This is a genomic window from Undibacterium sp. Ji42W, from assembly GCF_049340405.1.
In the GTDB taxonomy this organism is placed as follows: Bacteria; Pseudomonadota; Gammaproteobacteria; order Burkholderiales; family Burkholderiaceae_D; genus Undibacterium.
This window is the reverse complement of record NZ_JBMPOV010000022.1, coordinates 1-24,926: the sequence shown is the minus strand read 5'-3', so window position 1 is coordinate 24,926 and position 24,926 is coordinate 1. Positions and strand designations below refer to the sequence as shown.

Sequence of the window (24,926 nt, the reverse complement as noted above, 5' to 3'; positions counted from 1 at the left end):
TCTATGTCTATCCTCTGGCAAGCCCGCTTCTTCACTACGGTGAATCATCTGCGCGATCTCCCGCGTACCCATGTGCCCGAAATTGCTTTCGCTGGCCGTTCCAACGCTGGCAAATCGACCGCAATCAATACCCTGTGCAATCAGAAAAAACTCTGTTTTGCCTCAAAAACACCGGGCCGCACACAACATATTAATTATTTTTCCATCGGCGGAGCCCATGTGGGCCAGCACCGCAAGGATGAAACCAGGGTCGATGAAATCCGCGCCCTGTTAGTCGATTTGCCGGGCTATGGCTATGCGGAGGTACCTGGTGCCGCCAAGCAACACTGGAACCAGTTGCTTGGTGCCTATGTACAAAGACGCACGCAACTGGCCGCCCTGGTGCTGATCATGGATGCCCGCCGTCCATTCACTGACCTGGATATACAGATGCTGGAATGGTTTGCGCCGACTGGCCGCCCCATCCATTGCATTTTGACCAAGGCAGATAAACTTAACCGTAGCGAATGTACTGATGCCTTGCGCAAAGCCAAGGCGGTGCTTGACAGTTACGTGGATGATGAAGGCCCGCTCTTCCCTTTCAGCCTGCAATTGTTTTCTGCACTGAAACGCATAGGCATAGAAGAAGCCGATGCAGCAGTACAACGTCTGGTTGGACTGGATAGAGACCCTATCGTTGATACTGATGATACCGGTCAAACAGATGCAGAGGCTGATGTAAATACAAGCCCAGACGCCAACGCAGATACAGCCAACGCACCTGCAAAAGCCCAGGCAAACAAACCGGCTGACGCAGAATAAAAAAACCCCGGCAAAGAGTCTTTTTGCCGGGGTAATAACACCGTTACGAATAGGGACGCACGGTGCCCGCTCAGGGAGGAGAAGCGGTAGGCGTGGAGTTGATCCAACCTGTGCATTAAGATGTTGCAACTTAAAAAAAGTTTCATTAACCTGCATAAAATTATTTTCATTGATTGTCATCTGACCATGTCATCTACTAAGCCATCCACCAAGCCATCTCACCCCTCTGCGCATTTCCCCGCCATCCGTATGCGCCGCATGCGTAAAGATGCATTTTCCCGGGCGCTCATGCGTGAAAACGCGGTGACTGCATCTGATTTGATTTACCCGGTTTTTGTCATCGACGGCGTCAATCAAAGTGAAAAAGTTTCATCCATGCCTGGCGTGGAAAGAGTAACGATAGATTTGCTGATGGGCGTGGCCGAAGATTGCGTTGCCCTGGGCATACCAGTGCTGGCATTGTTCCCTGCCATCAACCCGCAATTGAAAACGCCGGATGGCATAGAAGCGACCAATCCCAAAGGTTTGATCCCACGCGCAGTGCGCGAACTGAAAAGCCGCTTCCCTGAGTTGGGCATATTGACCGACGTGGCGCTGGACCCTTACACCAGCCATGGACAGGATGGTTTGCTGAATGCTGACGGTTATGTCCTCAATGATGAAACCACGGCCATGCTGGTACGCCAGGCACTGGTGCAGGCAGAAGCCGGTGTTGATATCGTTGCCCCCAGCGATATGATGGATGGCCGTATCGGTGCGATACGGCATGCGCTGGAAGCGAATAATTTTATCCATACCCGCATCATGGCTTATTCAGCCAAATATGCCTCGGCCTTTTATGGTCCTTTCCGTGAAGCAGTGGGTTCTGCCGCCAACCTGGGCAAAAGCGATAAAGCCAATTACCAGATGGACCCGGCGAATAGCGATGAAGCCTTGCGCGAAGTCGCACTGGACCTGGCCGAAGGTGCTGACATGGTCATGGTCAAACCTGGCATGCCTTATCTGGATATCGTGCGCAGGGTCAAGGATGAATTCAAGGTGCCGACCTTTGCTTATCAGGTCAGTGGTGAATATGCGATGATCAAGGCAGCAGCACAAAATGGCTGGCTCGATCACAACAAGACCATGATGGAATCCATGCTGGCATTTAAGCGTGCCGGTGCTGATGGCATACTGACATATTTCGCCCGTGATGTTGCGCGCCTGCTGAAACACACTGGCTGATTGCCATGCCTAAGATGTTGCGTGCTGTCTTCATTTTCATTTTTGCTGCACTGGCAATTGCCGGTGCTGAATGGGGGAAAGAGATAGGCAGTGCGCAATATCTGCACTATATTTTCAAGCCGCTGACAACACTCGCCATCTTCTTTTTTGCATGGCGCAATCAACCTGTCATCAGTCGCACCTATCAAACCGCCGTACTGATTGGCATCATCTGTTCGCTGATTGGTGACATCTTTCTGATGTTACCTGGCACAGTATTTCGCCATGGTTTTTTATGTGGTTTGCTGAGTTTTTTGCTGGCACACATCTGCTTCCTGCGTGCAATGATCAGTGACAGCCGCTTTGCTGGCAAGCCTTTGGCTTTTGCTGGTATCGCTGCACTTGGCATCATTAACCTGGTGATATTGTGGCCGGGTTTGCCAACGGCGTTGCACATCCCTGTTGTTGCCTATGTTTGTTTGTTGCTTTGCATGACAGCACAAGCCATCAGCCGCGGCTTGCAATTGCGCAGCCTGTCTGGCCGCCTGGGGTTGATTGGCGGCCTGTGCTTCATGCTGTCTGACACTCTGCTGGCCTATAACCGCTTCTACATACCTATTACGCATTCTCCTCTCCTCATCCTCAGCAGCTATTATCTGGCGCTGTGGCTGATTGCTGCTTCGGTTACGTCATCCCCTACTGAACAAGGCCAGGATCATGCATGAAAAAATCATTACCTTTGCCAGTCCGGTTTTTTTCATCCTGATCGCTCTGGAGTTTATGGTGGCGCGCAAACGCCAGCGTCATTTGTACCGCATGAATGACTCCCTCAATAGCCTGAGCCTGGGCGTCATGAGCCAGATCATAGGGGCATTCTCCAAGTTGTTTTCGATAGGCATGTATGCACTGGTGCTCAAGCACCTTTCATTATTCAGCCTGCCATCGGACAATATCTGGGTGTGGATAGCGGCACTGCTGCTTTATGATTTTTTATATTACTGGTTGCACAGGATGGGACACCAGACCAATCTGTTATGGGCTGCCCATGTGGTTCATCACCAGAGTGAACAATACAATCTGAGCACGGCCTTGCGGCAAACCAGTACTGGGCCCTTGTTTGGCTGGATTTTTTATTTGCCCATGGCTGTCATCGGCTTTCCTCTCGATGTGTTTATTGCAGTCGCCCTCATCGATTTGCTTTACCAGTTCTGGGTACATACAGAACAGATAGGCAAACTGGGCTGGTTTGACCGCGTGTTTGTATCCCCATCCAATCACCGTGTGCATCATGCTGTCAATGATATATACCTGGACAAGAATTTTGGTGGCATCCTGGTCATCTGGGACAGGTTGTTCGGCACTTTCATCGAAGAACGGGATGACGTAGGCATCGTCTATGGTACACGCAAGCCCTTGCGTAGCTGGAACCCCTTGTGGGCCAATCTCGACGTGTATGAGCAGGTGTGGCGCGATGCATGGCATACGCGACGGTGGAGGGATAAATTACAGATCTGGTTGCGCCCGCCGGGCTGGCGTCCTGCTGACGTCATGGCACAATGTGCTCCATCAACATTTGATATTCACAGACCGGCTTATGATCCGGCAATGAGCACCGCCACGACCTGGTATTGCATAGCGCAATTTATCTTGTTATTGCAGGCAGCAACGTATTTTCTGATCGTGTATAAATCCATCAGTGCCCTCAATGCCGGCATCTATGTCAGTTGGCTGGTCATGGGCTTATGGTGCATAGGTGGCCTGATGGAAAGGGGCCGTATTTATTTGTTGCCTGAGACTGTGCGTATACTGTGCATCTTAATGATGAACTTGCTTACTGCCAGTTGGTTTTATTCTTTTGAGTTAAGCACACCAGTACAGGCATTGCTAACTGCCACTTGCCTGATTTCGCTGGGTGGACTCTGGCTTATTTTTTCACGACAAAAGACGCATGGACATCTTCCACATTAATGATACGCAGACACTGCAAAATCCTGACAAGCCAGAAGCCCTGGTCAATGCAGGTGGTTTTTTATGGCTCGATGCCAGCCATGAAGAAGTCGCCGCAGACCCGATTGCATGGCGCAATCGTGTCGAAGCTATCACGGGTACGCAGATTTATGAATTGCATCTCAAGGATGTGACGAATCTCACGCACCCTTCTTATTTCGATGCCACCGAAGAATATGAAATGGTGGTATTTCGCAAGCTGACACTGACAGAAGCAAGTGCCGACAACAAGAACGGTGTGAAGCGCAAGATACCGGCTGCGCTGAATAAACTGGCGACCACGCCTGTGTCTTTTTTACTCATGCAAAATGTGCTGGTGACCGTGCGCCCGGCGCAAAGCCGCACGGTAGAACTGGCACGCCAGCGCCTGCTGGATTATAAATCAAGGGCCGAGAATAATACCCATGGCAGCCGCCTGCCAATCTCGCCAGAAGAATTGATGTTACGGCTCTTGAACGCCATGGTCGATCAATACCTGGAATTGCGCCAGCCGCTGACCCAGCAACTTGACCGCTGGCAGCATGCCTTGCTGGACCCGCGCCGCCCCTTCAATAACTGGCTGGCCTTGCTCGATTCTCGCGTCGAATTGCGCAAGCTTGACAACCTGTGTGAAGAACAGCGCGATGCCATGCAAGAGTTGCGCGACCATATCGTCGATACCCATGATGGCAATAGCCGCGCCAAGGACTTGCTGCTGGTGCGCACCAATGATGTCATGGAACATATCAGCCGCGTACTGAACCATGCACGCCGCCTTGAAGCCTCGCTGGAATCGGCAGTGCAGATACACTTTGCAGCAATGGCACACAGAACTAGCGAAATCATGCGCACCCTGACTGTGATCACCGCCCTGTTCATGCCACTGACACTGATCACAGGCATCTTTGGCATGAACTTTGAAGTCATGCCCCTGCTCAAGCATGCATCCGGCTTTTGGTACACCATGGGTGCCATGGGTGTCATTGTCGTGCTCTTGCTGATTTATTTCCGCAGCCAGCGTTACTTGCAAGATCAGGCCAGCCGCAGGATAGAGTAAGTTGCAAAAAAATCTCCGAGTTCAGAACACATAATTAAATTCAAATACAATGCAAGAACACACCTTTCTCTGGCATGACTATGAAACCTTTGGCGCGGTCGCCCGTCGGGACAGGCCTGCGCAATTTGCTGCCATACGCACGGATGCCCATCTCAATGAAATCGGCAAACCAGTCATGCTGTATTGCCAGCCCGCCAATGATTTCTTGCCTGACCCGCAGTCTTGTCTGATCACCCATATCACGCCACAAACCTGTCTGGAGCGCGGCATACCTGAGCATGAATTTGCAGCAAGGATAGAGCAGGAACTGGGCAAAACCGGCACCATAGGCGTGGGCTATAACACCATACGCTTCGATGATGAAATTACCCGCTTCATGTTCTGGCGTAACCTCATCGATCCATACGCACGCGAATGGCAAAACAATTGTGGCCGCTGGGACATCATGGACATGGTGCGCACCTGTTATGCGCTGCGCCCTGAGGGCATCAACTGGCCAAAGAATGATGAAGGCAAGCCCAGCTTTCGCCTTGAACACCTGACCAAGGCGAATGGCATTGCGCATGAAGCTGCTCATGACGCGCTGTCTGATGTGCGTGCCACCATCGCCCTGGCGCGCCTGATACGCGAGCGCCAGCCCAAGCTGTTCGAGTTTTGCTTTGCCCTGCATAAGAAAGACAAGGTTGCGGCGGAAATCGATATGCCGGAGCTGAACAAAGCTTTTTTGCATGTATCCGGCATGTTCCCTACCGAGCGCGGTTGCCTGGCCGTGATGTGGCCACTAGCCATGCACCCCAAGAACAAGAATGAAGTCATCGCCTGGGACCTGTCCCATAACCCGTCGGAGCTGGCTGGGCTAGATGCAGAGGCCATACAGCTACGCATGTTCAGCAAGAGCGATGCCTTGCCCGAAGGCGTACAACGCCTGCCTGTGAAAAGCATACACATCAACAAGTCCCCTATCGTTATCGGCAATTTAAAAACCTTGTCGGCTGCCATGGCTGAGCGTTGGAAGATAGACATGCATCAAGTGCAGGAGCACATCATCAAGGCAGCGTCCTTGCCTGACGCTACCAAAGCGATATGGGAAGAGGTGTATGCACGCCCAGAGGCCGCAGCCAGCGATGTCGATGAAGACTTGTATGGCGGCTTTGTCGGTGCCGGTGACCGCCGCCTGTTGAATGATTTACGCCGCATGAATGGCACGCAACTCGCCAAGGCCAGTACCAGCTTCCAGGACCCGCGTCTGGCAGAATTACTGTTCCGCTACCGCGCCCGCAACTTCCATGACAGCCTGAGCATGGAAGAACAAGAAAACTGGGAAGAACACCGTGCCGCACGTTTGCTCGATGGTGTTGGCAACGCCAGGACTGTGGAGATGTATTTCAATGAGATCGATGCTTTGTCGGAAACAGCAGATGAAGCAGCAGAAGAGATACTGGGCGCTTTGTATGACTATGCTGAAATGATCGTACCTTCGAGATAACTCCCATTTTTCGAACTGAAAAACAAAAGCCACGAATCGCGCGTGGCTTTTGTTTTACCCTGATGCACTGCATGAGTTGCGCAAAATTGTCCCAGCAAGGCTATCGCTTTCAGGAAACCTCCCTTGCAAGGGAGGGTCGTTGCATCGGCAGGCAACATGTTGCCTGAAATCCCGACTACACCGTCAGCGACGAAGACAGTACTTTAGTACCGAATTTACTAAGTGCCGGAGCTACAACGCAGCCGGGGCGGTTTTGCGCAAGTCATGGTTTGTTTGGCTGTGGTGTCACGCGCAGATATGGGCGGGCAGCAGTATAGCCTTTAGGATATTTCTGTTTGATCACATCTTCATCCTTGACTGACAAAGGGATGATCACGTCATCACCATCACGCCAGTTGCCTGGTGTGGCGACAGTGTAGCCATCGGTCAATTGCAGCGCATCAATGACGCGCAAGACCTCATCAAAATTACGACCAGTGGTCAATGGATAAGTGATGATGAGACGAACTTTTTTATTCGGATCGATAACAAACAATGAACGCACAGTCACAGTCTCGGACTGGTTAGGGTGGATCATGTCATACAGTGCTGCAACTTTCTTGTCAGCATCGGCCACGATAGGGAAACCAACGACTGTATTTTGTGTAGCTTCAATATCCTTGATCCATTGCAGATGGGATTCTGCACCATCAACTGACAGAGCAATCGCTTTTACATTGCGCTTGTCAAACTCTGGCTTGAGCTTTGCGGTCAAACCCAGCTCTGTCGTGCAGACTGGCGTAAAGTCAGCCGGGTGGGAGAATAAGACTACCCAGGAATTGCCTGCCCATTCGTGAAATTTCAAAGGGCCGATGGAAGAGTCTTGTTCGAAATCAGGGGCGATATCGCCTAAACGCAAAGTCATTTTTTTCTCCAAAAAGAAATGAGAACTCGAATATAGCCGCTCTACCTCTCTTACTCAAGGATAGATTAGTTGCATGCTTATACATTCTTTGAATATACTTTACTTACTTTCTGCACGATTCAAGGATTGCAAGAATTTATCTGCATTCTGATAACCGATGACGCGCTGACCGGGAATTTCTTTACCCCGTGCATCAAAGAAGATAATGCCTGGCGGACCAAACAAGCCAAAGCGTTTCAGCAAGGCTTTATCGTCGGCATTATTGGCGGTGACATCGACTTGCAGCAAAAGCATATTGTCGAGTTTGGCTTTGACTTTGGCTTCGGAGAAAGTCAGTTTTTCCATCTCTTTGCAAGAGACGCACCAGTCCGCATAAAAATCCAGCATGGCTGTCTTGCCTTTGGATTGCGCCAAGGCTGCATCAAGTTCAGCAACACTGCGTACACGTGTAAATTTCACATGTTCTGCACTGCCACCGTACAAGTGGGCAACAGGAGAAAATACATCACGCCCTCCTGTGACAACGCCCACCAGTTGCACGGCACCAAGCAGGAAAAATATGACCGATACGACTTTAGCGAACATGCCACTGCGCTGGAAAAATAATTGATAGCTGGCATAAGCGATCAGCAAAATAGACCAACCGAGCATTTGTGACCACACAGGTATCACCGGGCTAATCATCCACAAAGCCATGGCCAGCATCAAGACACCGAAGAAGCGCTTGATACTTTCCATCCACATACCTGCGCGTGGCAGCAAGCTACCTGCTGAGATACCCACCAGCAGCAAGGGTACACTCATGCCCATCGCCATCGCAAACAGGGCCGAGCCACCAACGACAACATCGCGAGTTTGACTGATATATACCAAAGCACCTGCCAGCGGTGCTGCGACACAAGGGCCAACAATCAGAGCAGAAATTGCGCCCATGACAAACACGCCTACCAATTTGCCGTTGCGTTGCCCTTCTGAAGCCACCGTCAACTTGGTTTGTAAAGCCGCTGGCACCTGCAATTGATACACATTGAACATGGACAGCGACAATATGACCATCAGCAAAGCAAACGCACCGAGTACCCAGGGATTTTGCAAGGTGGCCGACAAGCCTTCACCAACCAGGCCAGCAGCAATACCAAGGGCGGTGTACACCAGCGCCATACCCAGGGCATAGCACAAGGACAGCAGAAACCCCCGGCTGCGTTTAATGCCAGCACCTTCACCCACGATGATGAAGGACAGGATAGGCACCATGGGCAAGACGCAAGGAGTGAACGACAAGCCCAGACCAAGCAGCAGAAACAATGGCAGGATCAAGACAAGCCTGCCACTTTTCAAAGCGGCGCTGATGCTGCTGGTCTCTTCATCACGACTGGCTTCTGTAGCTTTGCTGCTGGTTTCTGTACCAGCGCTGCTCACTGAGTTAGCACTCACATTTGCGGCCACTTGCGCGCCAGCCGTGCTGGCGCCAGCAATCTGCAATTTAACCGGTGTTTCCAGTGGTGGGTAGCATAGCCCGCCATCGGCACAACCCTGACGCCCTATCTTCAGGGTGAAAGCTGTTGCTGCCTGCACAGGTATACGAACCACCAGGGAATGGCGGTAAGTCTCTACTTCCTTTTGAAAGGTTTCGTCAAACTTGACCTTGCCCTTGGGCATGTCGATATCGCCTAGTTTGGCATCGTCGGAGCTGAATTTGAAACGTTCGCGGTAGAGGTAATAACCATCGGCTATCGTAAAAGTCACTTCGGCCATACCTGGCTCTGCCATTCTGGCGGATACCTTGAACGCTTCTTCGGGGTCGAGAAAGTCTTCTGCGCTGGCAAAGGGAGCCGATAGCGAAGCAAACAATATGGCAAGCACCAGGCCGCACAAGCGCCATAACTGCGATATCCGCAAGTTCTTTGGCTGAGCAGGCATGTGTGCAGAAAACAGTGGCGTAGAGGTGTTCATGGCGTTTCGGTTTCTTTTCTCACCCAATCCAGGTAAGCCGGCAATCCGGCCACCAGGGGGATGGCTATTATTTCGGGTAGATCATAGGGATGCTGGGCGAGAATCAGTGCTTCAAGGGAAGCATAGCAGGCTTGCCGGGTCTTGATCATCAATTGCACTTCAGTGTCAGCGTGCTGCTCACCATCCCAGTTGTAGATGGACAATATATCAGCAGAAATGTTCACGCAGGCAGCCAATTTTTCGGCAACGAGCTTGCTGGCCAGTTTTGTGGCGGCTTCGCGATCTGGCAAATTAGTCAATACCAGGATCAAATTGTCATTATCCATCGCTATTTCCTATTCGCTGGCAGTGTTATTGCACTTGATAAAACCTGCATGATGTTTGGTCGGATGTACAGCCAGATGCATTACAGCATACCGCGAAATAAATGCCTGCAAGAACCTTGCTTGAGCGCGTCCTCAAGCGTGCATATGAGCGTGACCTTAAACATATTCAAAAGCACGCACCCATAAGCAAAAAGCCGTTCAGTTTACACTGAACGGCTTCTTTAAGTTTTAAGCAGTCTGGGCATAAGACCCAAATATGCTAATTACTCAGCAACTGGTGCATCAGCTGCATCTACGCCTTCTGGACGGTCCAGCAGTTCAACGTATGCCATAGGAGCATTGTCGCCGACGCGGAAACCCATTTTCAGGATACGCAGGTAGCCGCCGTTACGATTTGCGTAACGTGGGCCCAGTTCAGCAAACAGCTTGACTACCATTTCGCGGTCGCGCAAACGGGAGAAAGCCAGACGCTTGTTAGCCAGTGTGTCTGTTTTACCCAAAGTCAGAATCGGCTCGATAACGCGGCGCAGTTCTTTGGCTTTTGGCAAAGTTGTTTTGATGGCTTCATGACGCAACAGGGATACTGTCATGTTGCGCAGCATTGCCAGACGGTGGGAAGAAGTACGATTCAGCTTACGTAAGCCGTGACGATGACGCATGGTATTTCCTTTCAGATTTAAATGCCAGCTCTTCTATCGATAAGAAACTTATCGCGGGCCGGTAATTATGTTTACTACGGTTAAAAAACGGGCAGGCTGTCTCAGCCCACCCGTTGGGACAAAATTATTTTTCCAGGCCAGCTGGTGGCCAGTTTTCCAGTTTCATGCCCAGAGACAAACCACGGGAAGCCAGAACTTCCTTGATTTCGTTCAAGGACTTGCGACCCAGATTTGGTGTCTTCAACAGTTCATTTTCGCTACGTTGGATCAGATCACCAATGTAGTAAATGTTTTCTGCTTTCAGGCAGTTGGCTGAACGTACTGTCAGTTCCAGATCATCAACTGGACGCAACAGGACAGGATCAACTGCAGGTGCGCGGGATGGGGCTTCAGCGGCGGCTTCAGTACCTTCCAAGGCAGCGAAGACATTCAATTGATCAACCAGCACGCGGGCAGATTGACGGATTGCTTCTTCAGGAGAGATAACGCCGTTGGTCTCAATATTAATGACCAGTTTATCCAGATCAGTACGTTGTTCAACGCGGGCAGATTCGACAGCGTAAGAAACACGGCGTACTGGGGAGAAAGACGCATCCAAAATCATACGACCGATGGTTTTGTTCGCATCTTCAGACAAGCGACGAACGTTACCTGGCACATAGCCACGGCCTTTTTCTACCTTGATCTGCATGTCCAGCTTACCGCCGGCTGTCAGATTGGCGATAACGTGATCCGGGTTGATCAGTTCTACGTCATGCGGCAGATCGATGTCGGAAGCCAATACAGCGCCTTCGCCATCTTTTTTTAATGTCAGCGTGACTTCATCACGGTTATGCAACTTGAAGACAACGCCCTTCAAGTTCAACAGGATGTCAACGACGTCTTCTTGCACGCCATCGAGGGAAGAATATTCATGAACGACACCGGCGATCACAACTTCAGTCGGTGCATAACCAACCATCGTGGACAACAGTACACGACGCAATGCGTTACCCAGTGTGTGGCCATAGCCACGTTCAAACGGTTCCATCACGACTTTAGCGTGACCGGCACCCAACATTTCCACATCGATAATACGTGGTTTTAACAGATTGTTTTGCATGAATGTCCTTTTCAATACCCTCGGTTCGTTACACCGATAAGGCTGACGGCATTAAAGAAAAAAGCCTGCCTGTAATAAAACAGGCAGGCGGTGAAACTTGAATATTAACGAGAATACAATTCAACGATCAGGGATTCGTTGACATCGTGAGCGATATCGCTACGATCTGGCATGGACTTGAAAGTACCTTCCAGTTTTTTCGCATCAACAGCTACCCATGTAGGCATGCCGGATTGTTCTGCCAGGGACAGCGCTTCAGCGATACGAACTTGTTTCTTCGCTTTTTCACGAACCGCGATCAAATCACCAGCTTTAACCTGGTAGGAAGCGATGTTAACAACGATACCGTTGACTGTGAATGCTTTATGGCTGACCAGCTGACGTGCTTCAGCGCGTGTGGAGCCGAAGCCCATACGGTAAGCAACGTTGTCCAGACGGGATTCCAGCAATTTCAACAGTGTTTCGCCAGTGTTGCCTTTTTGACGGTCAGCTTCAGCGAAGTAGCGGCGGAACTGACGTTCCAAAACGCCGTACATACGTTTAACTTTTTGCTTTTCGCGCAATTGGTTACCGTAGTCAGAGGTACGAGCACCAGAAGTGCGACCATGTTGACCTGGTTTTGCGTCCAGTTTGCATTTGGAGTCCAGGGAGCGGCGTGCGCTCTTCAAGAACAGGTCCGTGCCTTCGCGACGGGAAAGTTTTGCTTTTGGTCCGATATAACGTGCCACGATGTTTTCCTTGTAAATGACGTAATGTTTTCTACACTACGCTAGTCTGATCTACCTGCGAGCAGACGGTGGTCTTAACAACAAAGGTTCTAAGCCTTTGATTAATTTTTACTACTCTAGAATTTCCACAACACAAAACCCGCCAACGGAATGGCGGGTCTGCATTCTAACGGAGATTCCGCCAGAATGCCAGCAGAGAATAACTCTGCTTGGTTAAGGCGCTTAAACAACAAGCGTCTTGGTGTTCCAGCTTAGATACGGCGACGCTTTGGAGGGCGGCAGCCGTTATGTGGGACTGGAGTAACGTCTTGAATCAGGGAGATCTTGATACCCAGATTGTTCAAAGCGCGTACTGAAGATTCGCGACCTGGGCCTGGGCCTTTGATACGAACTTCCAGATTTTTGATACCGCATTCAACAGCCACTTTACCTGCTGCTTCTGCTGCGACCTGCGCTGCAAACGGAGTAGATTTACGTGAGCCTTTAAAACCAGCACCACCGGCAGTTGCCCAAGACAACGCGTTGCCTTGACGATCAGTGATCGTGATGATGGTGTTGTTGAAAGAAGCGTGAACGTGAGCAATACCTTCTGCAACGTTCTTCTTAACTTTCTTACGCGCACGTGCTGCTGCGGCGTTATTTTGAGCTTTTGCCATAATGTTTTCCTTGGATCCGGGCTAGCCTGGATTATTTCTTCAAAGATTGCGCTGCTTTACGTGGACCCTTACGAGTACGCGCATTGGTGCGGGTACGTTGGCCACGGCAAGGCAAGCCTTTACGATGACGGAGACCACGGTAGCAACCCAAGTCCATCAAGCGTTTGATGTTCATGGACAGTTCACGACGCAAGTCGCCTTCGACGATAAATTTACCGATTTCGTCGCGAAGCTTCTCGAGTTCGTTGTCATCCAGATCTTTAACCTTTTTATTGGTCAAAACACCTGTTGCGTCACAGATTTTCTGTGCGCGTGGACGGCCAATACCATAGATAGCTGTTAAGCCGATTACGGTATGCTGATGATTTGGGATATTAACCCCTGCGATACGTGCCATTCGTTATTCCTCGTTCAATAACGTTAAATTAACCTTGGCGCTGCTTATGGCGTGGTTCTGTGCATATAACACGAACAACACCCTTGCGCTTGATGATTTTGCAGTTGCGGCAGATCCGCTTGACTGATGCGAGAACTTTCATTTTTGCCCTCTTTCCTTCTAGTTCATTTTAAATTTACTTGGTACGGAACACTATTCGCGCCCGGCTCAAATCATAAGGCGTCAATTCCACTGTCACCTTATCACCTGGAAGAATACGAATATAGTTCATTCGCATCTTCCCTGAAATATGGCCAAGTACAACATGCCCGTTTTCCAACTTAACTCGAAATGTTGCATTCGGAAGATTCTCAAGAATCTCGCCCTGCATCTGTATAACGTCGTCTTTTGCCATTCGATCTGCTGTCCCCTGGGCGATTACCTTGAAGGAATTCCGCCCTTGAAATTTGCTTTACGAAGAAGCGATTCATATTGCTGGGACATCACATAGTTCTGTACCTGCGCCATAAAGTCCATGGTCACCACCACGATAATCAGCAGAGACGTTCCGCCGAAATAAAATGGTACTTTCCACTTCGCAATCAAAAATTCTGGCAACAGACAAACCAGCGTAATGTAAATCGCACCTGCTAGCGTCAAACGCATCAAAATCTTGTCGATATAGCGTGCGGTCTGGTCACCAGGACGTATCCCGGGAACAAAAGCACCGCTCTTCTTCAAGTTATCAGCGGTTTCCTTGCTGTTGAATACCAAAGCGGTATAAAAGAAGCAGAAGAAAATGATCGCTATTGCATACAACAAAGCGTGTATAGGTTCACCAGGCGCCATCGACGCTGCCAGATCCTTCAGGAAAGTGATAAAACCACTTGTGGAAGATTCTGCACCCTTGGTAAACCAGCTCGTGATCGTCGCCGGAAACAAGATAATCGATGAAGCGAAAATAGGAGGAATGACACCAGCCATATTCAACTTCAGTGGCAAATGACTGCTTTGACCACCGTATATCTTGTTACCAACCTGGCGTTTCGCATAATTCACCAGGATCTTGCGTTGACCGCGTTCTACATACACTACCGCAAACGTTACTGCAGGTACAACAATACAGATAACCAGTGCTGCAAAGTTACTCATTTGACCGGTACGGACCAGTTCAAACAAATTACTCAGGCCACCTGGCAAACCTGCTGCGATACCGGCGAAAATGATGATGGAGATACCATTTCCCAGACCGCGCTCAGTGATTTGCTCACCTAACCACATCAGGAACATAGTGCCTGTCACCAGCGACAATACCGTCGTTAAACGAAATGCCATGCCAGGATCAAGTACCAGGCCGGACTGACCTTCCAGACCAAATGCGATAAAGTAACTCTCGATTAAGGCCAGAACCACAGTGCCATAGCGTGTAAATTGCGTAATCTTTCTACGGCCTGATTCGCCCTCTTTTTTGAGCGCTTCCAGCTGCGGAGAGACGATCGACATCAATTGCATGATGATCGACGCAGAAATATACGGCATGATACCCAGGGCGAATACAGTGAATCTTTGCATCGCACCACCAGAGAACATATTGAACATACCCAGCAAACCACCCTGGTTTTGTTTGAACATGTCTTCCAGCACTTTGGCGTCTATACCCGGCACAGGAACATGTGCACCAATCCTGTAGACAACCAGTGCCGCCAGCAAGAACCAGAGTCGCCCCCAGGGAAACCCGCTTGCAGCACTTTTAGCTTGTTGTGGAGATGTTGCCAATTAATGCTCCGGTTGTCTGCTTCGATTAAGCGATTGTGCCACCAGCAGCTTCGATTGCAGCTTTAGCGCCTTTAGTGACGATCAAGCCGTTCAAAGAAACTTTCTTGGTGATCGCACCAGACAAGATCACACGGACTACGCGTGCGAGCTCAGAAACTACGCCGGCTTGTTTCAAAGCCAAAACGTCGATCTCTGTGACTGGCAGGTTTTCCAGATCTGTCAAGCGAACTTCTGCTTTGTACGGTGTTGCCAGTGATTTGAAACCACGTTTTGGCAAACGACGTTGCAGAGGCATCTGACCGCCTTCAAAACCGACTTTATGAAAGCCGCCTGAACGGGATTTTTGGCCTTTATGACCGCGACCCGCTGTTTTACCTAAGCCTGAACCGATACCGCGACCAACACGACGTTTGTAGTGTTTTGCGCCATCAGCTGGCTGGATTGTATTCAATTCCATAATTTGCTCCGATCGCAAACCTGACGGCTTACGATACAACCTTCACAAGATACGAGACTTTATTGATCATGCCGCGTACGGATGGCGTGTCTTCCAGTTCGGAAACTGAATTAACACGACGCAGACCCAGGCCACGTACAGTTGCACGGTGATCCTGGCGTGTGCCGATCAAACCTTTAACCAATTGCACTTTTACTGTCTTAGACATGAGGTGCTCCTTAACTGAGAATTTCTTCAACAGTTTTGCCACGCTTCGCAGCGATTTCAGATGGAGTACTCATCTTGGCCAAACCGTTCAAAGTTGCACGAACCATGTTGTATGGATTTGTGGAGCCGTTGGATTTCGCCACGACGTTTACAATACCCATTACTTCAAAAATCGCGCGCATTGGACCACCAGCGATAACGCCAGTACCTTCTTTTGCTGGAGAAATCATGACGGAAGACGCGCCGTGCTTGCCAGTAACGGTGTGTTGCAGAGTACCGTTCTTCAAAGTCACTTTGATCATCTTACGACGTGCTTCTTCCATCGCTTTTTGTACAGCAACTGGAACTTCTTTCGATTTTCCTTTGCCCATACCGATACGGCCATCGCCGTCACCAACGACTGTCAGCGCCGCGAAACCCATGATACGACCACCCTTGACCACTTTGGTCACGCGGTTGATCGCGATCATTTTTTCGCGCATGCCATCATCCGGCTTGTCGGCTGCTGTTTTTGCTTGCATTTTTGCCATGACAAATTTTCCTTAGAACTTCAAGCCAGCTTCACGGGCTGCTTCTGCAAGCGCCTTGACGCGACCGTGGTAACGGAAACCGGAGCGGTCAAACGCAACTTCGGTAACCCCTGCTTTGATTGCCTTCTCTGCAACACGTTTGCCGATCAAGCTCGCTGCAGCAGCGTTGCCGCCTGCACCAGACTTGCCAGCCAACTCTGCACGTACTTCTGCTTCTACTGTAGAGGCAGATGCCAACACTTTGGCGTCTGGGCCAATAATGTTTGCATAGATATGCAGGTTTGTGCGATGCACGGCCAGGCGGTTCACTTTGAGTTCTGCGATCTTGGCACGGGTTTGACGTGCGCGGCGCAGACGTGATTGTTTCTTGTCCATCGTCAACCCCTATTACTTCTTCTTGGTTTCTTTAATCACAACCACTTCGTCCGCGTAGCGAACGCCTTTGCCTTTATAAGGCTCTGGACTGCGGTATGCACGAACTTCAGCAGCAACCTGACCAACTTTTTGCTTATCAATCCCTTTAATCAGGATTTCAGTAGGAGTTGGTGTTGTGCATGTAACGCCTGTTGGCATTGCGTGAACAACCGGGTGCGAGAAACCGAGAGACAAATTCAATTTGTCGCCTTGAGCTTGCGCTTTGTAACCAACACCGACCAGATTCAGTTTCTTTTCGAAACCTTTAGTGACGCCATTAACCATATTGTTGACCAGGGCACGCAGGGTACCGCTCATCGCATTGGCTTCACGACCATCATTAGCTGGGGAAAAACTCAAAGTGCCATTGTCGTTCGCAACTGTCACCAGGCCGTTCAAGGCTTGAGACAACACGCCCTGTGGGCCTTTAATTGTAATCTGCTCTGTCGAAATGGTGACTTCAGCACCTGCCGGCAAAGCGATTGGCATCTTACCTACTCGAGACATCTTTCACTCCTTAGGCGACGTAGCAAATCACTTCGCCACCGACACCGGTTGCGCGCGCTTTGCGGTCAGTCATAACGCCTTGTGGTGTGGAAACGATCGCCACTCCCAAACCGTTCATGACACTTGGGATCTCGTCTTTACCTTTGTAAATACGGAGACCTGGACGTGATACACGTTCCAAGCGTTCAATCACAGGACGTCCTGCGTAATATTTCAAGCCGATTTTTAATTCGGACTTACCTGCAGTTTCAGAAACTGCGAAATCTTCAATGTAACCTTCGTCTTTAAGTACGTTCGCAATTGCGATCTTTACTTTGGAGGACGGCATCGCGACGACAGTCTTTTGAACAACTTGTGCGTTACGGATGCGGGTCAGCATATCGGCGATAGGATCGCTCATACTCATTGCTTATTCTCCTATTACCAGCTGGCTTTAGTCATACCCGGGATTTCACCACGCATGGCGACTTCACGGAGTTTAATACGGCCCAAACCAAATTTACGGAATGTGCCACGAGGGCGACCTGTCAAGGCGCAGCGGTTACGCTGACGGGTCGGATTGGAGTTACGTGGCAAGGCCTGCAACTTCAGACGGGCAGCGTACTGCTCTTCTTCGGTCTTTGATTGGTCATCAATGATGGCCTTCAATTCGGCACGCTTACCAGCGAATTTCTTCACCAGGTCTGCACGCTTTTGCTCACGATTAATCAGTGCCAGTTTTGCCATGGCGACCTCAGTTTCTGAACGGAAATTTAAATGCGGCGAGGAGTGCTTTCGCTTCGTCGTCGGTCTTTGCTGTTGTCGTGATACTGATATTCATACCACGCAACGCGTCGATCTTGTCGTATTCGATTTCAGGGAAAATGATCTGTTCCTTGACACCGATATTGTAGTTACCACGACCATCAAACGCACGACCAGAAACGCCACGGAAGTCACGTACACGTGGCAATGCCACTGTGATGAAACGGTCCAGGAATTCATACATCTGAGCGCCACGCAAAGTTACCATACAACCAATTGGATAACCTTCACGGATTTTAAAACCAGCGATCGCTTTGCGAGCTTTGGTAACTACTGGTTTTTGACCAGCAATCTTGGTGAGGTCACCAACCGCATGCTCAATAATCTTTTTGTCTGCAATTGCTTCAGACAAACCCATGTTCAGGGTGATTTTCAAGATACGTGGAACTTCCATAACTGATTTGTACGCGTACTTTTCAGTCAGTTCACCAACGATTTTATCTTTATATATTGCTTGTAGACGGGCCATGATGTTATGCCTTCACAACTTCGCCAGTCGACTTGTAGATACGGACTTTCTTGCCATCCACTACCTTGAAGCCTACACGGTCTGCTTTGCCAGACGCTGCATTAAACAATGCAACATTCGACACATGAATCGGCATCACTTTATCCACGATGCCACCTACTGCGCCAGTCATTGGGTTAGGCTTAACAGCTTTTTTAGCAACGTTAATACCTGCAACAACAACGTAATCGCTATCGATGCAAACCTGCACCTGACCGCGCTTACCTTTGTCTTTACCCGTCAAGACGATGACTTCGTCGTTTTTACGAATTTTATTCATCACGACCCCTTACAGCACTTCTGGAGCCAAAGACACGATTTTCATAAAGCGCTCAGTACGCAGTTCGCGTGTTACTGGGCCGAAAATACGAGTACCAATAGGCTCAAGTTTTGCATTCAACAATACTGCAGCATTGCCATCAAATTTGACCAACGAGCCATCTTGACGACGAACACCCTTAGCTGTCCTCACGACAACGGCGTTGTAAATTTCACCTTTTTTTACACGACCGCGCGGAGCAGCAGACTTAACAGTGACTTTAATTACGTCACCAATACCCGCATAACGACGCTTGGAACCGCCCAACACTTTAATGCACAGAACTTCGCGCGCACCAGTATTGTCAGCCACTTCCAGCCGGCTTTCTGTTTGAATCATAATGTTCTCTTTCCCAACTTAATCCACACAACTTGCGCAATGCAAATTTGTAGTCAGTCTTGGTCCCGCCAGCTAACCCCTACATAACCTACAATGCACGAGCCAACTGATTAGGTGGACGATTTTTTTAACACTTTCACAACAAGAGGGCGTTATGAAAGACATTTAGGCTGTCACTCGCATACTTTGCAAATGACAGCCCATTATTATTACACCAAAAAACGATTTGTGCAATAAATTTATACTACTTGTGCGACTTGAACCACACGTGTCACTGTCCAAGCTTTAGTCTTGGAGATAGGACGACCTTCTTGAATTTCAACGGTGTCGCCGGCCTTTGCCTGGTTCGCTTCATCGTGTGCGTGGTACTTGGCACTACGGACGATGATCTTGCCATACAAAGGATGCTTGACGTGACGTTCAACAACCACTGTTACGGTTTTGTCCATCTTGTCGGAAACAACCTTGCCAATCAATGTGCGCTTCAGTGCGACTTTAACTTGATCGTTCATTATTTGGCATCCTTCTGGTTCATGACGGTTTTCACACGCGCGATGTCACGACGAACTTTCTTCAATTGAGAAGTGTTAGTCAGCTGTTGCGTAGCGATTTGCATACGCAGGCTGAATTGTGCCTTCAACAATTCATTCAGTTCTTTGGTCAAAGCCGCCTGATCCTTACCTTGGAGTTCAGATACTTTCATTTACAACTCCTATTATTGGCCGACTTGACGGACGACGAACGTTGTCAACAGCGGCAATTTAGCTGCAGCCAAGCGGAACGCTTCGCGTGCCAGCGTCTCATCGACACCATCCATCTCGTACAACATTTTGCCTGGTTGAATCTCGGCAACGTAGTACTCAGGATTACCCTTACCATTACCCATACGGACTTCCGCTGGTTTCTGGGAAATTGGCTTGTCCGGGAAAATGCGGATCCAGATACGGCCACCGCGTTTAATGTGACGAGTCATTGCACGACGCGCTGCTTCAATCTGACGCGCTGTGATACGACCACGACCAACTGCCTTCAAGCCAAACTCACCGAAGGAAACTGCTGTACCACGAGTATGCGAGATACCCTTGTTACGGCCTTTCTGTTCCTTGCGATATTTTCTGCGTGCTGGTTGCAGCATGATTATTCTCCTGCTTTCTCAGCCGGTGCTGCAGCGTCAGCTTTTGCGCGTACGCGCTTGGCTGCCGGGGCTGCTGCGCCGGTCGTCGGTGTTTGTCCTTCTGGACGCTTGGCGCGTGGACGGCTATTTGGCTTGCCATCATCACGACGTGGACCGCGACGTTTTTTGTCGTCTTCCGGTGTCGATTCGATAACAGGCGCATCGCCATTTGCCAAACGATCGCCTTTGTAGACCCATACTTTTACGCCAATGATGCCGTAAGTTGTGGATGCCTCGCCAAAGCCGTAGTCGATGTCAGCACGCAGGGTATGCAGAGGCACACGGCCTTCGCGATACCATTCTTTACGTGCGATCTCGATACCGTTCAAACGACCACCAGACATGATCTTGATACCTTGCGCGCCCAAACGCATTGCATTTTGCATCGCACGTTTCATCGCACGGCGGAACATGATGCGTTTTTCCAGCTGTTGAGCGATAGAATCAGCGATCAGTTGAGCATCGATTTCTGGCTTGCGAATTTCTTCGATGTTGACGTGAACTGGCACGCCCATCAATTTCGACAATTCAGCTTTCAATACTTCAATATCTTCGCCTTTTTTACCGATCACAACGCCTGGACGGGAGCTGTATATCGTGATGCGTGCGTTTTTAGCAGGACGCTCAATAACGATGCGGCCTACAGACGCGTTTTTCAGTTTCTTCTTCAGGTATTCACGTACCTTCAGATCTTCGATGAGCATGCTGGCAAAGTTACCATTGCCAGCATACCAACGAGAAGACCAGTTACGTGTTACTGCCAAGCGAAAACCGGTTGGATGTATCTTCTGTCCCATCGTGACTCCTTAGTTACCAACGGTCACATAAATGTGACAGGATTGTTTAGAGATACGATCACCACGACCTTTAGCGCGTGCTGTGAAGCGCTTCAGAATCGCACCTTTTTCGACATAGATAGTCTTTACTTTCAGCTCATCGATGTCCGCGCCATCATTGTGCTCGGCGTTTGCAATTGCAGACTCCAACACTTTCTTGATGATCGCAGCACCTTTTTTAGGGCTGAATGCCAGGATATTCAATGCCTGATCTACTTTTTTACCGCGAATCAGGTCAGCCACCAGGCGACCTTTTTGCTCAGACAGACGCACACCGCGCAAATTTGCTTTAGTTTCCATCATCGGTCCTTATCTCTTAGCCTTTTTATCGGCAGCGTGACCCTTGAACGTACGGGTCAGCGCGAATTCGCCGAGCTTGTGACCAACCATGTTTTCGGAAACATAAACTGGTACGTGTTGCTTACCGTTATGAACCGCAATGGTCAAACCGATGAAGTCCGGCATAATTGTCGAACGACGGGACCAAGTCTTGATTGGCTTCTTGTCTTTAGTCGCTTGCGCGGTTTCGACTTTCTTCACCAGGTGGGCGTCGCAAAACGGCCCTTTTTTCAATGAACGTGTCATGTTTTATCCCTTATTTCTTGCCACGGCGTGAGACGATCATCGAAGTAGTGCGCTTGTTGCGACGAGTCTTCTTACCCTTGGTTTGCTGACCCCATGGTGATACTGGGTGACGGCCGGCTGCAGTTTTACCTTCACCACCACCGTGCGGGTGATCGACCGGGTTCATGACCACACCGCGAACGGTAGGACGAACACCACGCCAACGCATTGCACCAGCTTTACCGATTTTGCGCAGGTTATGCTCACCGTTACCTACTTCACCGATCGTCGCGCGGCATTCGATATGAATACGACGAACTTCACCGGAGCGCAGACGAACTTGAGCGTAAGTACCTTCGCGTGCCATCAGAACAACGCCAGCACCGGCTGTACGTGCAATCTGAGCACCTTTACCTGGCAGCATTTCTACGCAATGCATAGTAGTACCGACCGGGATATTACGGATAGGCAAACAGTTACCAGATTTGATCGGCGCTTGAGAGCCGTTCATGACCTGATCACCAGCAGCCATACCTTTAGGAGCAATGATGTATGCACGTTCGCCGTCCGCGTAGCACAACAAAGCGATGTGTGCTGTACGGTTAGGATCGTATTCAATACGTTCTACTTTTGCAGGAATACCATCTTTGTTGCGTTTGAAGTCAACCAGACGATAATGCTGCTTATGACCACCACCGATATGACGGGTAGTGATGTGACCGTTATTATTACGGCCAGCAGTTTTTGATTTCTTTTCCAACAAAGCAGCGAACGGACGACCTTTGTAGAGGCCTTCTGTCACTACCTTCACCATACCACGACGACCTGGTGAGGTTGGCTTCATCTTAACGAGTGCCATGCTTATGCCCCCTCAGTGAAGTTAATTTCCTGACCTGGCTTCAAGCATACAAAAGCGCGTTTTGTATGATTGCGGCGGCCATTAAATTTACCGGTACGTTTTTGTTTACCTTGGCGATTTGCTACTTGTACAGATTCAACTTGTACTTTGAACAGCAATTCGACGGCAGCTTTGATTTCTGGCTTGGTTGCATCTGGCATAACCAGGAAAACCACTTGCTCATTCTTTTCAGCAACCATGGTTGCTTTTTCAGAAATCACAGGAGCCAGCAACACCTTCATCAGGCGTTCTTCGCTATGTTTGACTGGTGCGCTCATGCCAGCATCTCCTCAATCTTTGCCAGTGCTGGCTTGGTGATCAACACTTTCTTGTAGAACACCAAAGAAACTGGATCAGCATAACGTGGTTCAACGACCAATACGTTTGCCAGGTTACGCGCTGCCAACATCAGGTTTTCATTGAATTCGTCAGTGATGATCAGGACGGAATCCAGGCAACCCATTGCCTTCAGTTTGTCGGACAACAGTTTTGTCTTAGGTGCATCAACAGTGACATCGTCAACCACATTCAAACGACCTTCACGAGCCAACTGGGACAGGATCGAGCAGATACCTGCACGATACATCTTTTTGTTAACTTTGTGAGAGAAATTCTCATCAGGCGAGTTCGGGAATATACGACCACCGCCACGCCACAATGGAGAAGAGGACATACCAGCACGGGCACGACCAGTACCTTTTTGACGCCAAGGCTTCTTGGTTGTGTGATGGACTTCTTCACGGTCTTTTTGTTTGCGATTACCGCTACGAGCATTGGCTTGGAATGCAACGACGACTTGATGAATCAAGGCTTCATTGTAGTCACGACCAAAGATAGTATCAGGAGCGGCTACGTTCGACGCTGCTTGACCTTGTTCGTTTAGGAGCTTCAGTTCCATGGATTAGGCTCCCTTCTTGGCTTTAACTTTAACAGCAGGAGATACAATCACCTGACCATTTTTTGCACCCGGCACGGCACCCTTCACCAGCAACAACTGACGCTCTGCATCTACGCGAGCGATTTCCAGATTTTGCACAGTACGAGTTGCATCACCCAGATGACCAGTCATGCGCTTACCAGGAAATACACGACCTGGATCCTGCGCCATACCGATAGAACCAGGTACATTATGCGAACGGGAGTTACCGTGAGTTGCACGACCAGAAGAGAAGTGATGGCGCTTGATCGTACCGGCATAGCCTTTACCAATCGTTACACCTTGCACGTCCACTTTTTGACCAGCTTCGAACATGCCAACAGGCACAACATCGCCTGCTTTCATTTCAGCGGCTTTAGCAGCATCAATACGGAATTCTTTTAATACAGTACCAGCTTCAACACCTGCTTTTGCGAGGTGACCGGCAGCCGCTTTTGTTACACGGGATGCACGGCGCTGACCGAAAGTTACCTGAACAGCGGAGTAACCGTCTGTTTCAGGAGTTTTGACTTGCGTCACGCGGTTGTTGGATACGTCCAGAACAGTAACAGGAATCGAATCCCCATCATCTGTAAAGATGCGCATCATACCAACCTTGCGACCAACTAGGCCCAAGCTCATTGTTTTCTCCATTCTCACCTACGATTGGGTGAGGCTGATGTTTAAAAAACTTAAACGAATAGGCCAGCCGGAGCTGACCTACATCTAAGCCTTCGATTATAGCCCGCAAATTTTTTATTTACAAGACTAATTTATTTGAATTTTCGAAAAATTGTGGTATGTCGAATTTTCAGTATTTTTCTGAACATACTAATTTGCATCAGTATGTTCAAATCAATAAGAATTATTGCAATTTGATTTCTACGTCAACGCCAGCTGGCAGATCGAGCTTCATCAACGCGTCAACTGTTTTGTCAGTTGGGTCAACGATGTCCATCAAACGCTGGTGAGTACGGATTTCGAATTGATCACGGGAAGTTTTGTTCACGTGCGGGGAACGCAGTACGTCGAAACGCTGGATACGTGTAGGCAAAGGAACCGGGCCTTTAACAACAGCGCCAGTGCGCTTGGCTGTTTCTACGATTTCCAGAGCGGACTGATCGATCAGCTTGTAATCGAAAGCTTTCAGACGGATACGGATTTTTTGATTTTGTGTGGACATGTTCATTCCTATAAAGAGCGAGCCAGGTACGGCAGAGCCGCCGGCATATTGAATAAAGAGCGAAAACTAAATTGGCTGTCGCATTAAATTCAATACGACAGCCAGCTAGTATACTACAAATTACGACAGATATTACTCGATGATTTTAGCAACAACGCCAGCACCGACTGTACGGCCACCTTCACGGATAGCGAAGCGCAAGCCTTCTTCCATCGCGATCGGGTTGATCAGTTTTACAGTGATAGAAACGTTATCAC

General features: G+C 49.4%; 38 protein-coding genes and 1 pseudogene. 6 read left to right on the top strand and 33 right to left on the bottom strand.

Annotated elements, in window-relative coordinates; all coding sequences use genetic code 11:
* Window positions 1-3: 3 nt before the first annotated feature.
* The 6 genes from yihA (at window position 4) to sbcB (ending at window position 6,533) form a co-directional block, all read left to right on the top strand.
* A complete protein-coding gene (gene yihA / locus ACO0LG_RS28735) occupies window positions 4-801 on the top strand; it encodes a ribosome biogenesis GTP-binding protein YihA/YsxC (protein ID WP_423031899.1) in 798 nt (265 codons plus the stop codon).
* A gap of 186 nt (window positions 802-987) precedes the next feature.
* Window positions 988-2,025 (top strand): porphobilinogen synthase, encoded by a 1,038-nt coding sequence (gene hemB / locus ACO0LG_RS28730; RefSeq protein WP_423031897.1) that lies wholly within the window; start codon window positions 988-990, stop codon window positions 2,023-2,025.
* Between the two features lie 5 nt (window positions 2,026-2,030).
* Window positions 2,031-2,729 (top strand): lysoplasmalogenase, encoded by a 699-nt coding sequence (locus tag ACO0LG_RS28725; RefSeq protein ID WP_423031895.1) that lies wholly within the window; start codon window positions 2,031-2,033, stop codon window positions 2,727-2,729.
* Window positions 2,722-3,972 (top strand): sterol desaturase family protein, encoded by a 1,251-nt coding sequence (locus tag ACO0LG_RS28720; protein ID WP_423031893.1) that lies wholly within the window; start codon window positions 2,722-2,724, stop codon window positions 3,970-3,972. Before ACO0LG_RS28725 ends, ACO0LG_RS28720 begins: the two co-directional genes overlap by 8 nt.
* Window positions 3,953-5,047, top strand: coding sequence for a magnesium transporter CorA family protein (locus tag ACO0LG_RS28715; RefSeq protein ID WP_423031891.1), 1,095 nt, complete (start codon window positions 3,953-3,955; stop codon window positions 5,045-5,047). Before ACO0LG_RS28720 ends, ACO0LG_RS28715 begins: the two co-directional genes overlap by 20 nt.
* A gap of 49 nt (window positions 5,048-5,096) precedes the next feature.
* The gene (sbcB, locus tag ACO0LG_RS28710) at window positions 5,097-6,533 is read left to right on the top strand and encodes an exodeoxyribonuclease I (RefSeq protein WP_423031889.1); all 1,437 of its coding nucleotides are present in this window, start codon (window positions 5,097-5,099) and stop codon (window positions 6,531-6,533) included.
* Window positions 6,534-6,795: 262 nt separating this feature from the next.
* On the opposite strand, the gene ACO0LG_RS28705 is transcribed toward sbcB, so the two are convergent.
* The 33 genes and pseudogenes from ACO0LG_RS28705 to tuf all read right to left on the bottom strand — a co-directional run.
* A complete protein-coding gene (locus ACO0LG_RS28705) occupies window positions 6,796-7,437 on the bottom strand; it encodes a peroxiredoxin (RefSeq protein ID WP_423031887.1) in 642 nt (213 codons plus the stop codon).
* 99 nt (window positions 7,438-7,536) lie between these two features.
* Window positions 7,537-9,390: a protein-disulfide reductase DsbD gene (dsbD, locus tag ACO0LG_RS28700; RefSeq protein ID WP_423031885.1), complete on the bottom strand. Its 1,854-nt coding sequence runs from the start codon at window positions 9,388-9,390 to the stop codon at window positions 7,537-7,539.
* Window positions 9,387-9,716, bottom strand: a complete 330-nt coding sequence (gene cutA, locus ACO0LG_RS28695) for a divalent-cation tolerance protein CutA (RefSeq protein WP_423031883.1) — start codon at window positions 9,714-9,716, stop codon at window positions 9,387-9,389. Before cutA ends, dsbD begins: the two co-directional genes overlap by 4 nt.
* A 263-nt stretch (window positions 9,717-9,979) precedes the next feature.
* Entirely contained in the window at window positions 9,980-10,375 is a 396-nt protein-coding gene (rplQ, locus tag ACO0LG_RS28690; RefSeq protein ID WP_110255935.1) for a 50S ribosomal protein L17, read from the bottom strand.
* A 124-nt stretch (window positions 10,376-10,499) separates the two neighbouring features.
* Entirely contained in the window at window positions 10,500-11,477 is a 978-nt protein-coding gene (locus ACO0LG_RS28685; RefSeq protein ID WP_110255934.1) for a DNA-directed RNA polymerase subunit alpha, read from the bottom strand.
* A gap of 104 nt (window positions 11,478-11,581) precedes the next feature.
* Window positions 11,582-12,205 carry a 30S ribosomal protein S4 gene (rpsD, locus tag ACO0LG_RS28680; protein ID WP_422948925.1) on the bottom strand — a complete coding sequence of 208 codons (624 nt, stop codon included), beginning with the start codon at window positions 12,203-12,205 and terminating at the stop codon, window positions 11,582-11,584.
* Between the two features lie 251 nt (window positions 12,206-12,456).
* Window positions 12,457-12,861 carry a 30S ribosomal protein S11 gene (gene rpsK, locus ACO0LG_RS28675; RefSeq protein ID WP_110255932.1) on the bottom strand — a complete coding sequence of 135 codons (405 nt, stop codon included), beginning with the start codon at window positions 12,859-12,861 and terminating at the stop codon, window positions 12,457-12,459.
* A gap of 31 nt (window positions 12,862-12,892) precedes the next feature.
* The gene (gene rpsM, locus ACO0LG_RS28670; RefSeq protein WP_186950499.1) at window positions 12,893-13,258 is read right to left on the bottom strand and encodes a 30S ribosomal protein S13; all 366 of its coding nucleotides are present in this window, start codon (window positions 13,256-13,258) and stop codon (window positions 12,893-12,895) included.
* Window positions 13,259-13,286: 28 nt separating this feature from the next.
* Window positions 13,287-13,400: a 50S ribosomal protein L36 gene (gene rpmJ, locus ACO0LG_RS28665; RefSeq protein ID WP_014004415.1), complete on the bottom strand. Its 114-nt coding sequence runs from the start codon at window positions 13,398-13,400 to the stop codon at window positions 13,287-13,289.
* 33 nt (window positions 13,401-13,433) lie between these two features.
* Window positions 13,434-13,652: a translation initiation factor IF-1 gene (infA, locus tag ACO0LG_RS28660; RefSeq protein WP_005663428.1), complete on the bottom strand. Its 219-nt coding sequence runs from the start codon at window positions 13,650-13,652 to the stop codon at window positions 13,434-13,436.
* Window positions 13,653-13,675: 23 nt separating this feature from the next.
* Window positions 13,676-15,013, bottom strand: coding sequence for a preprotein translocase subunit SecY (secY, locus tag ACO0LG_RS28655; protein WP_423031880.1), 1,338 nt, complete (start codon window positions 15,011-15,013; stop codon window positions 13,676-13,678).
* Window positions 15,014-15,038: 25 nt separating this feature from the next.
* Entirely contained in the window at window positions 15,039-15,470 is a 432-nt protein-coding gene (gene rplO / locus ACO0LG_RS28650; RefSeq protein WP_110255929.1) for a 50S ribosomal protein L15, read from the bottom strand.
* 28 nt (window positions 15,471-15,498) lie between these two features.
* Window positions 15,499-15,678 carry a 50S ribosomal protein L30 gene (gene rpmD / locus ACO0LG_RS28645; protein WP_110255928.1) on the bottom strand — a complete coding sequence of 60 codons (180 nt, stop codon included), beginning with the start codon at window positions 15,676-15,678 and terminating at the stop codon, window positions 15,499-15,501.
* Between the two features lie 10 nt (window positions 15,679-15,688).
* Complete coding sequence (gene rpsE, locus ACO0LG_RS28640; RefSeq protein ID WP_423009068.1) at window positions 15,689-16,207, bottom strand: 30S ribosomal protein S5; 519 nt, start codon at window positions 16,205-16,207, stop codon at window positions 15,689-15,691.
* 12 nt (window positions 16,208-16,219) lie between these two features.
* Window positions 16,220-16,582 carry a 50S ribosomal protein L18 gene (gene rplR / locus ACO0LG_RS28635; RefSeq protein WP_110255926.1) on the bottom strand — a complete coding sequence of 121 codons (363 nt, stop codon included), beginning with the start codon at window positions 16,580-16,582 and terminating at the stop codon, window positions 16,220-16,222.
* Window positions 16,583-16,594: 12 nt separating this feature from the next.
* Entirely contained in the window at window positions 16,595-17,128 is a 534-nt protein-coding gene (gene rplF / locus ACO0LG_RS28630) for a 50S ribosomal protein L6 (RefSeq protein ID WP_423031878.1), read from the bottom strand.
* A gap of 10 nt (window positions 17,129-17,138) precedes the next feature.
* On the bottom strand, window positions 17,139-17,534 hold the full coding sequence (gene rpsH / locus ACO0LG_RS28625) for a 30S ribosomal protein S8 (protein WP_110255924.1): 396 nt from the start codon (window positions 17,532-17,534) through the stop codon (window positions 17,139-17,141).
* Window positions 17,535-17,548: 14 nt separating this feature from the next.
* Complete coding sequence (gene rpsN, locus ACO0LG_RS28620; protein WP_110255923.1) at window positions 17,549-17,854, bottom strand: 30S ribosomal protein S14; 306 nt, start codon at window positions 17,852-17,854, stop codon at window positions 17,549-17,551.
* Between the two features lie 7 nt (window positions 17,855-17,861).
* A complete protein-coding gene (gene rplE / locus ACO0LG_RS28615; protein WP_110255922.1) occupies window positions 17,862-18,401 on the bottom strand; it encodes a 50S ribosomal protein L5 in 540 nt (179 codons plus the stop codon).
* 4 nt (window positions 18,402-18,405) lie between these two features.
* Window positions 18,406-18,720 (bottom strand): 50S ribosomal protein L24, encoded by a 315-nt coding sequence (gene rplX / locus ACO0LG_RS28610; RefSeq protein WP_110255921.1) that lies wholly within the window; start codon window positions 18,718-18,720, stop codon window positions 18,406-18,408.
* A 9-nt stretch (window positions 18,721-18,729) separates the two neighbouring features.
* Entirely contained in the window at window positions 18,730-19,098 is a 369-nt protein-coding gene (gene rplN / locus ACO0LG_RS28605; RefSeq protein ID WP_006464924.1) for a 50S ribosomal protein L14, read from the bottom strand.
* A 239-nt stretch (window positions 19,099-19,337) separates the two neighbouring features.
* On the bottom strand, window positions 19,338-19,610 hold the full coding sequence (gene rpsQ, locus ACO0LG_RS28600; protein ID WP_110255920.1) for a 30S ribosomal protein S17: 273 nt from the start codon (window positions 19,608-19,610) through the stop codon (window positions 19,338-19,340).
* Entirely contained in the window at window positions 19,610-19,801 is a 192-nt protein-coding gene (gene rpmC, locus ACO0LG_RS28595) for a 50S ribosomal protein L29 (protein ID WP_110255919.1), read from the bottom strand. The genes rpsQ and rpmC overlap by 1 nt, the downstream gene beginning before the upstream one ends.
* A gap of 12 nt (window positions 19,802-19,813) precedes the next feature.
* Entirely contained in the window at window positions 19,814-20,233 is a 420-nt protein-coding gene (gene rplP / locus ACO0LG_RS28590; protein WP_110255918.1) for a 50S ribosomal protein L16, read from the bottom strand.
* Between the two features lie 2 nt (window positions 20,234-20,235).
* Entirely contained in the window at window positions 20,236-21,069 is an 834-nt protein-coding gene (rpsC, locus tag ACO0LG_RS28585) for a 30S ribosomal protein S3 (RefSeq protein ID WP_422948928.1), read from the bottom strand.
* 9 nt (window positions 21,070-21,078) lie between these two features.
* Window positions 21,079-21,411 (bottom strand): 50S ribosomal protein L22, encoded by a 333-nt coding sequence (rplV, locus tag ACO0LG_RS28580; RefSeq protein ID WP_174244915.1) that lies wholly within the window; start codon window positions 21,409-21,411, stop codon window positions 21,079-21,081.
* 6 nt (window positions 21,412-21,417) lie between these two features.
* Entirely contained in the window at window positions 21,418-21,693 is a 276-nt protein-coding gene (gene rpsS, locus ACO0LG_RS28575) for a 30S ribosomal protein S19 (protein WP_110255916.1), read from the bottom strand.
* Between the two features lie 10 nt (window positions 21,694-21,703).
* Complete coding sequence (gene rplB / locus ACO0LG_RS28570; RefSeq protein ID WP_186950513.1) at window positions 21,704-22,531, bottom strand: 50S ribosomal protein L2; 828 nt, start codon at window positions 22,529-22,531, stop codon at window positions 21,704-21,706.
* Window positions 22,532-22,533: 2 nt separating this feature from the next.
* On the bottom strand, window positions 22,534-22,848 hold the full coding sequence (rplW, locus tag ACO0LG_RS28565) for a 50S ribosomal protein L23 (protein ID WP_422989131.1): 315 nt from the start codon (window positions 22,846-22,848) through the stop codon (window positions 22,534-22,536).
* Window positions 22,845-23,468, bottom strand: a complete 624-nt coding sequence (gene rplD / locus ACO0LG_RS28560) for a 50S ribosomal protein L4 (RefSeq protein WP_186953126.1) — start codon at window positions 23,466-23,468, stop codon at window positions 22,845-22,847. Before rplD ends, rplW begins: the two co-directional genes overlap by 4 nt.
* Window positions 23,469-23,471: 3 nt before the next feature.
* Window positions 23,472-24,128 (bottom strand): 50S ribosomal protein L3, encoded by a 657-nt coding sequence (gene rplC, locus ACO0LG_RS28555; protein ID WP_186953125.1) that lies wholly within the window; start codon window positions 24,126-24,128, stop codon window positions 23,472-23,474.
* Window positions 24,129-24,351: 223 nt separating this feature from the next.
* The gene (rpsJ, locus tag ACO0LG_RS28550; protein ID WP_110255911.1) at window positions 24,352-24,669 is read right to left on the bottom strand and encodes a 30S ribosomal protein S10; all 318 of its coding nucleotides are present in this window, start codon (window positions 24,667-24,669) and stop codon (window positions 24,352-24,354) included.
* Window positions 24,670-24,801: 132 nt separating this feature from the next.
* Window positions 24,802-24,926 (bottom strand): annotated as a pseudogene (tuf, locus tag ACO0LG_RS28545) (elongation factor Tu); the annotation flags it as partial.

Coding starts and splice junctions, on each gene's coding strand:
- hemB (WP_423031897.1), top strand. CDS start 988: ATGTCATCTACTAAGCCATCCACCAAGCCATCTCACCCCTCTGCGCAT.
- rplC (WP_186953125.1), bottom strand. CDS start 24,128: ATGAGCTTGGGCCTAGTTGGTCGCAAGGTTGGTATGATGCGCATCTTT.
- rplO (WP_110255929.1), bottom strand. CDS start 15,470: ATGGAATTGAATACAATCCAGCCAGCTGATGGCGCAAAACACTACAAA.
- sbcB (WP_423031889.1), top strand. CDS start 5,097: ATGCAAGAACACACCTTTCTCTGGCATGACTATGAAACCTTTGGCGCG.
- cutA (WP_423031883.1), bottom strand. CDS start 9,716: ATGGATAATGACAATTTGATCCTGGTATTGACTAATTTGCCAGATCGC.
- rplB (WP_186950513.1), bottom strand. CDS start 22,531: ATGGCACTCGTTAAGATGAAGCCAACCTCACCAGGTCGTCGTGGTATG.
- rpsM (WP_186950499.1), bottom strand. CDS start 13,258: ATGGCACGTATCGCAGGGGTTAATATCCCAAATCATCAGCATACCGTA.
- ACO0LG_RS28685 (WP_110255934.1), bottom strand. CDS start 11,477: ATGCAAAACAATCTGTTAAAACCACGTATTATCGATGTGGAAATGTTG.
- rplV (WP_174244915.1), bottom strand. CDS start 21,411: ATGATGGAAACTAAAGCAAATTTGCGCGGTGTGCGTCTGTCTGAGCAA.
- rpsE (WP_423009068.1), bottom strand. CDS start 16,207: ATGGCAAAAATGCAAGCAAAAACAGCAGCCGACAAGCCGGATGATGGC.
- rpmD (WP_110255928.1), bottom strand. CDS start 15,678: ATGTCTAAGACAGTAAAAGTGCAATTGGTTAAAGGTTTGATCGGCACA.
- dsbD (WP_423031885.1), bottom strand. CDS start 9,390: ATGAACACCTCTACGCCACTGTTTTCTGCACACATGCCTGCTCAGCCA.
- rplN (WP_006464924.1), bottom strand. CDS start 19,098: ATGATTCAAACAGAAAGCCGGCTGGAAGTGGCTGACAATACTGGTGCG.
- rplE (WP_110255922.1), bottom strand. CDS start 18,401: ATGGCCCGTCTACAAGCAATATATAAAGATAAAATCGTTGGTGAACTG.
- rplX (WP_110255921.1), bottom strand. CDS start 18,720: ATGAATAAAATTCGTAAAAACGACGAAGTCATCGTCTTGACGGGTAAA.
- rplP (WP_110255918.1), bottom strand. CDS start 20,233: ATGCTGCAACCAGCACGCAGAAAATATCGCAAGGAACAGAAAGGCCGT.
- infA (WP_005663428.1), bottom strand. CDS start 13,652: ATGGCAAAAGACGACGTTATACAGATGCAGGGCGAGATTCTTGAGAAT.
- rplR (WP_110255926.1), bottom strand. CDS start 16,582: ATGGACAAGAAACAATCACGTCTGCGCCGCGCACGTCAAACCCGTGCC.
- rpsC (WP_422948928.1), bottom strand. CDS start 21,069: ATGGGACAGAAGATACATCCAACCGGTTTTCGCTTGGCAGTAACACGT.
- ACO0LG_RS28715 (WP_423031891.1), top strand. CDS start 3,953: ATGGACATCTTCCACATTAATGATACGCAGACACTGCAAAATCCTGAC.
- rplW (WP_422989131.1), bottom strand. CDS start 22,848: ATGAGCGCACCAGTCAAACATAGCGAAGAACGCCTGATGAAGGTGTTG.
- rpsJ (WP_110255911.1), bottom strand. CDS start 24,669: ATGTCCACACAAAATCAAAAAATCCGTATCCGTCTGAAAGCTTTCGAT.
- yihA (WP_423031899.1), top strand. CDS start 4: ATGTCTATCCTCTGGCAAGCCCGCTTCTTCACTACGGTGAATCATCTG.
- rpsQ (WP_110255920.1), bottom strand. CDS start 19,610: ATGAACGATCAAGTTAAAGTCGCACTGAAGCGCACATTGATTGGCAAG.
- rpmC (WP_110255919.1), bottom strand. CDS start 19,801: ATGAAAGTATCTGAACTCCAAGGTAAGGATCAGGCGGCTTTGACCAAA.
- ACO0LG_RS28725 (WP_423031895.1), top strand. CDS start 2,031: ATGCCTAAGATGTTGCGTGCTGTCTTCATTTTCATTTTTGCTGCACTG.
- rplD (WP_186953126.1), bottom strand. CDS start 23,468: ATGGAACTGAAGCTCCTAAACGAACAAGGTCAAGCAGCGTCGAACGTA.
- rpsK (WP_110255932.1), bottom strand. CDS start 12,861: ATGGCAAAAGCTCAAAATAACGCCGCAGCAGCACGTGCGCGTAAGAAA.
- rpsH (WP_110255924.1), bottom strand. CDS start 17,534: ATGAGTATGAGCGATCCTATCGCCGATATGCTGACCCGCATCCGTAAC.
- ACO0LG_RS28720 (WP_423031893.1), top strand. CDS start 2,722: ATGCATGAAAAAATCATTACCTTTGCCAGTCCGGTTTTTTTCATCCTG.
- ACO0LG_RS28705 (WP_423031887.1), bottom strand. CDS start 7,437: ATGACTTTGCGTTTAGGCGATATCGCCCCTGATTTCGAACAAGACTCT.
- rplF (WP_423031878.1), bottom strand. CDS start 17,128: ATGTCTCGAGTAGGTAAGATGCCAATCGCTTTGCCGGCAGGTGCTGAA.
- rpsN (WP_110255923.1), bottom strand. CDS start 17,854: ATGGCAAAACTGGCACTGATTAATCGTGAGCAAAAGCGTGCAGACCTG.
- rpsS (WP_110255916.1), bottom strand. CDS start 21,693: ATGACACGTTCATTGAAAAAAGGGCCGTTTTGCGACGCCCACCTGGTG.
- rplQ (WP_110255935.1), bottom strand. CDS start 10,375: ATGCGTCATCGTCACGGCTTACGTAAGCTGAATCGTACTTCTTCCCAC.
- rpmJ (WP_014004415.1), bottom strand. CDS start 13,400: ATGAAAGTTCTCGCATCAGTCAAGCGGATCTGCCGCAACTGCAAAATC.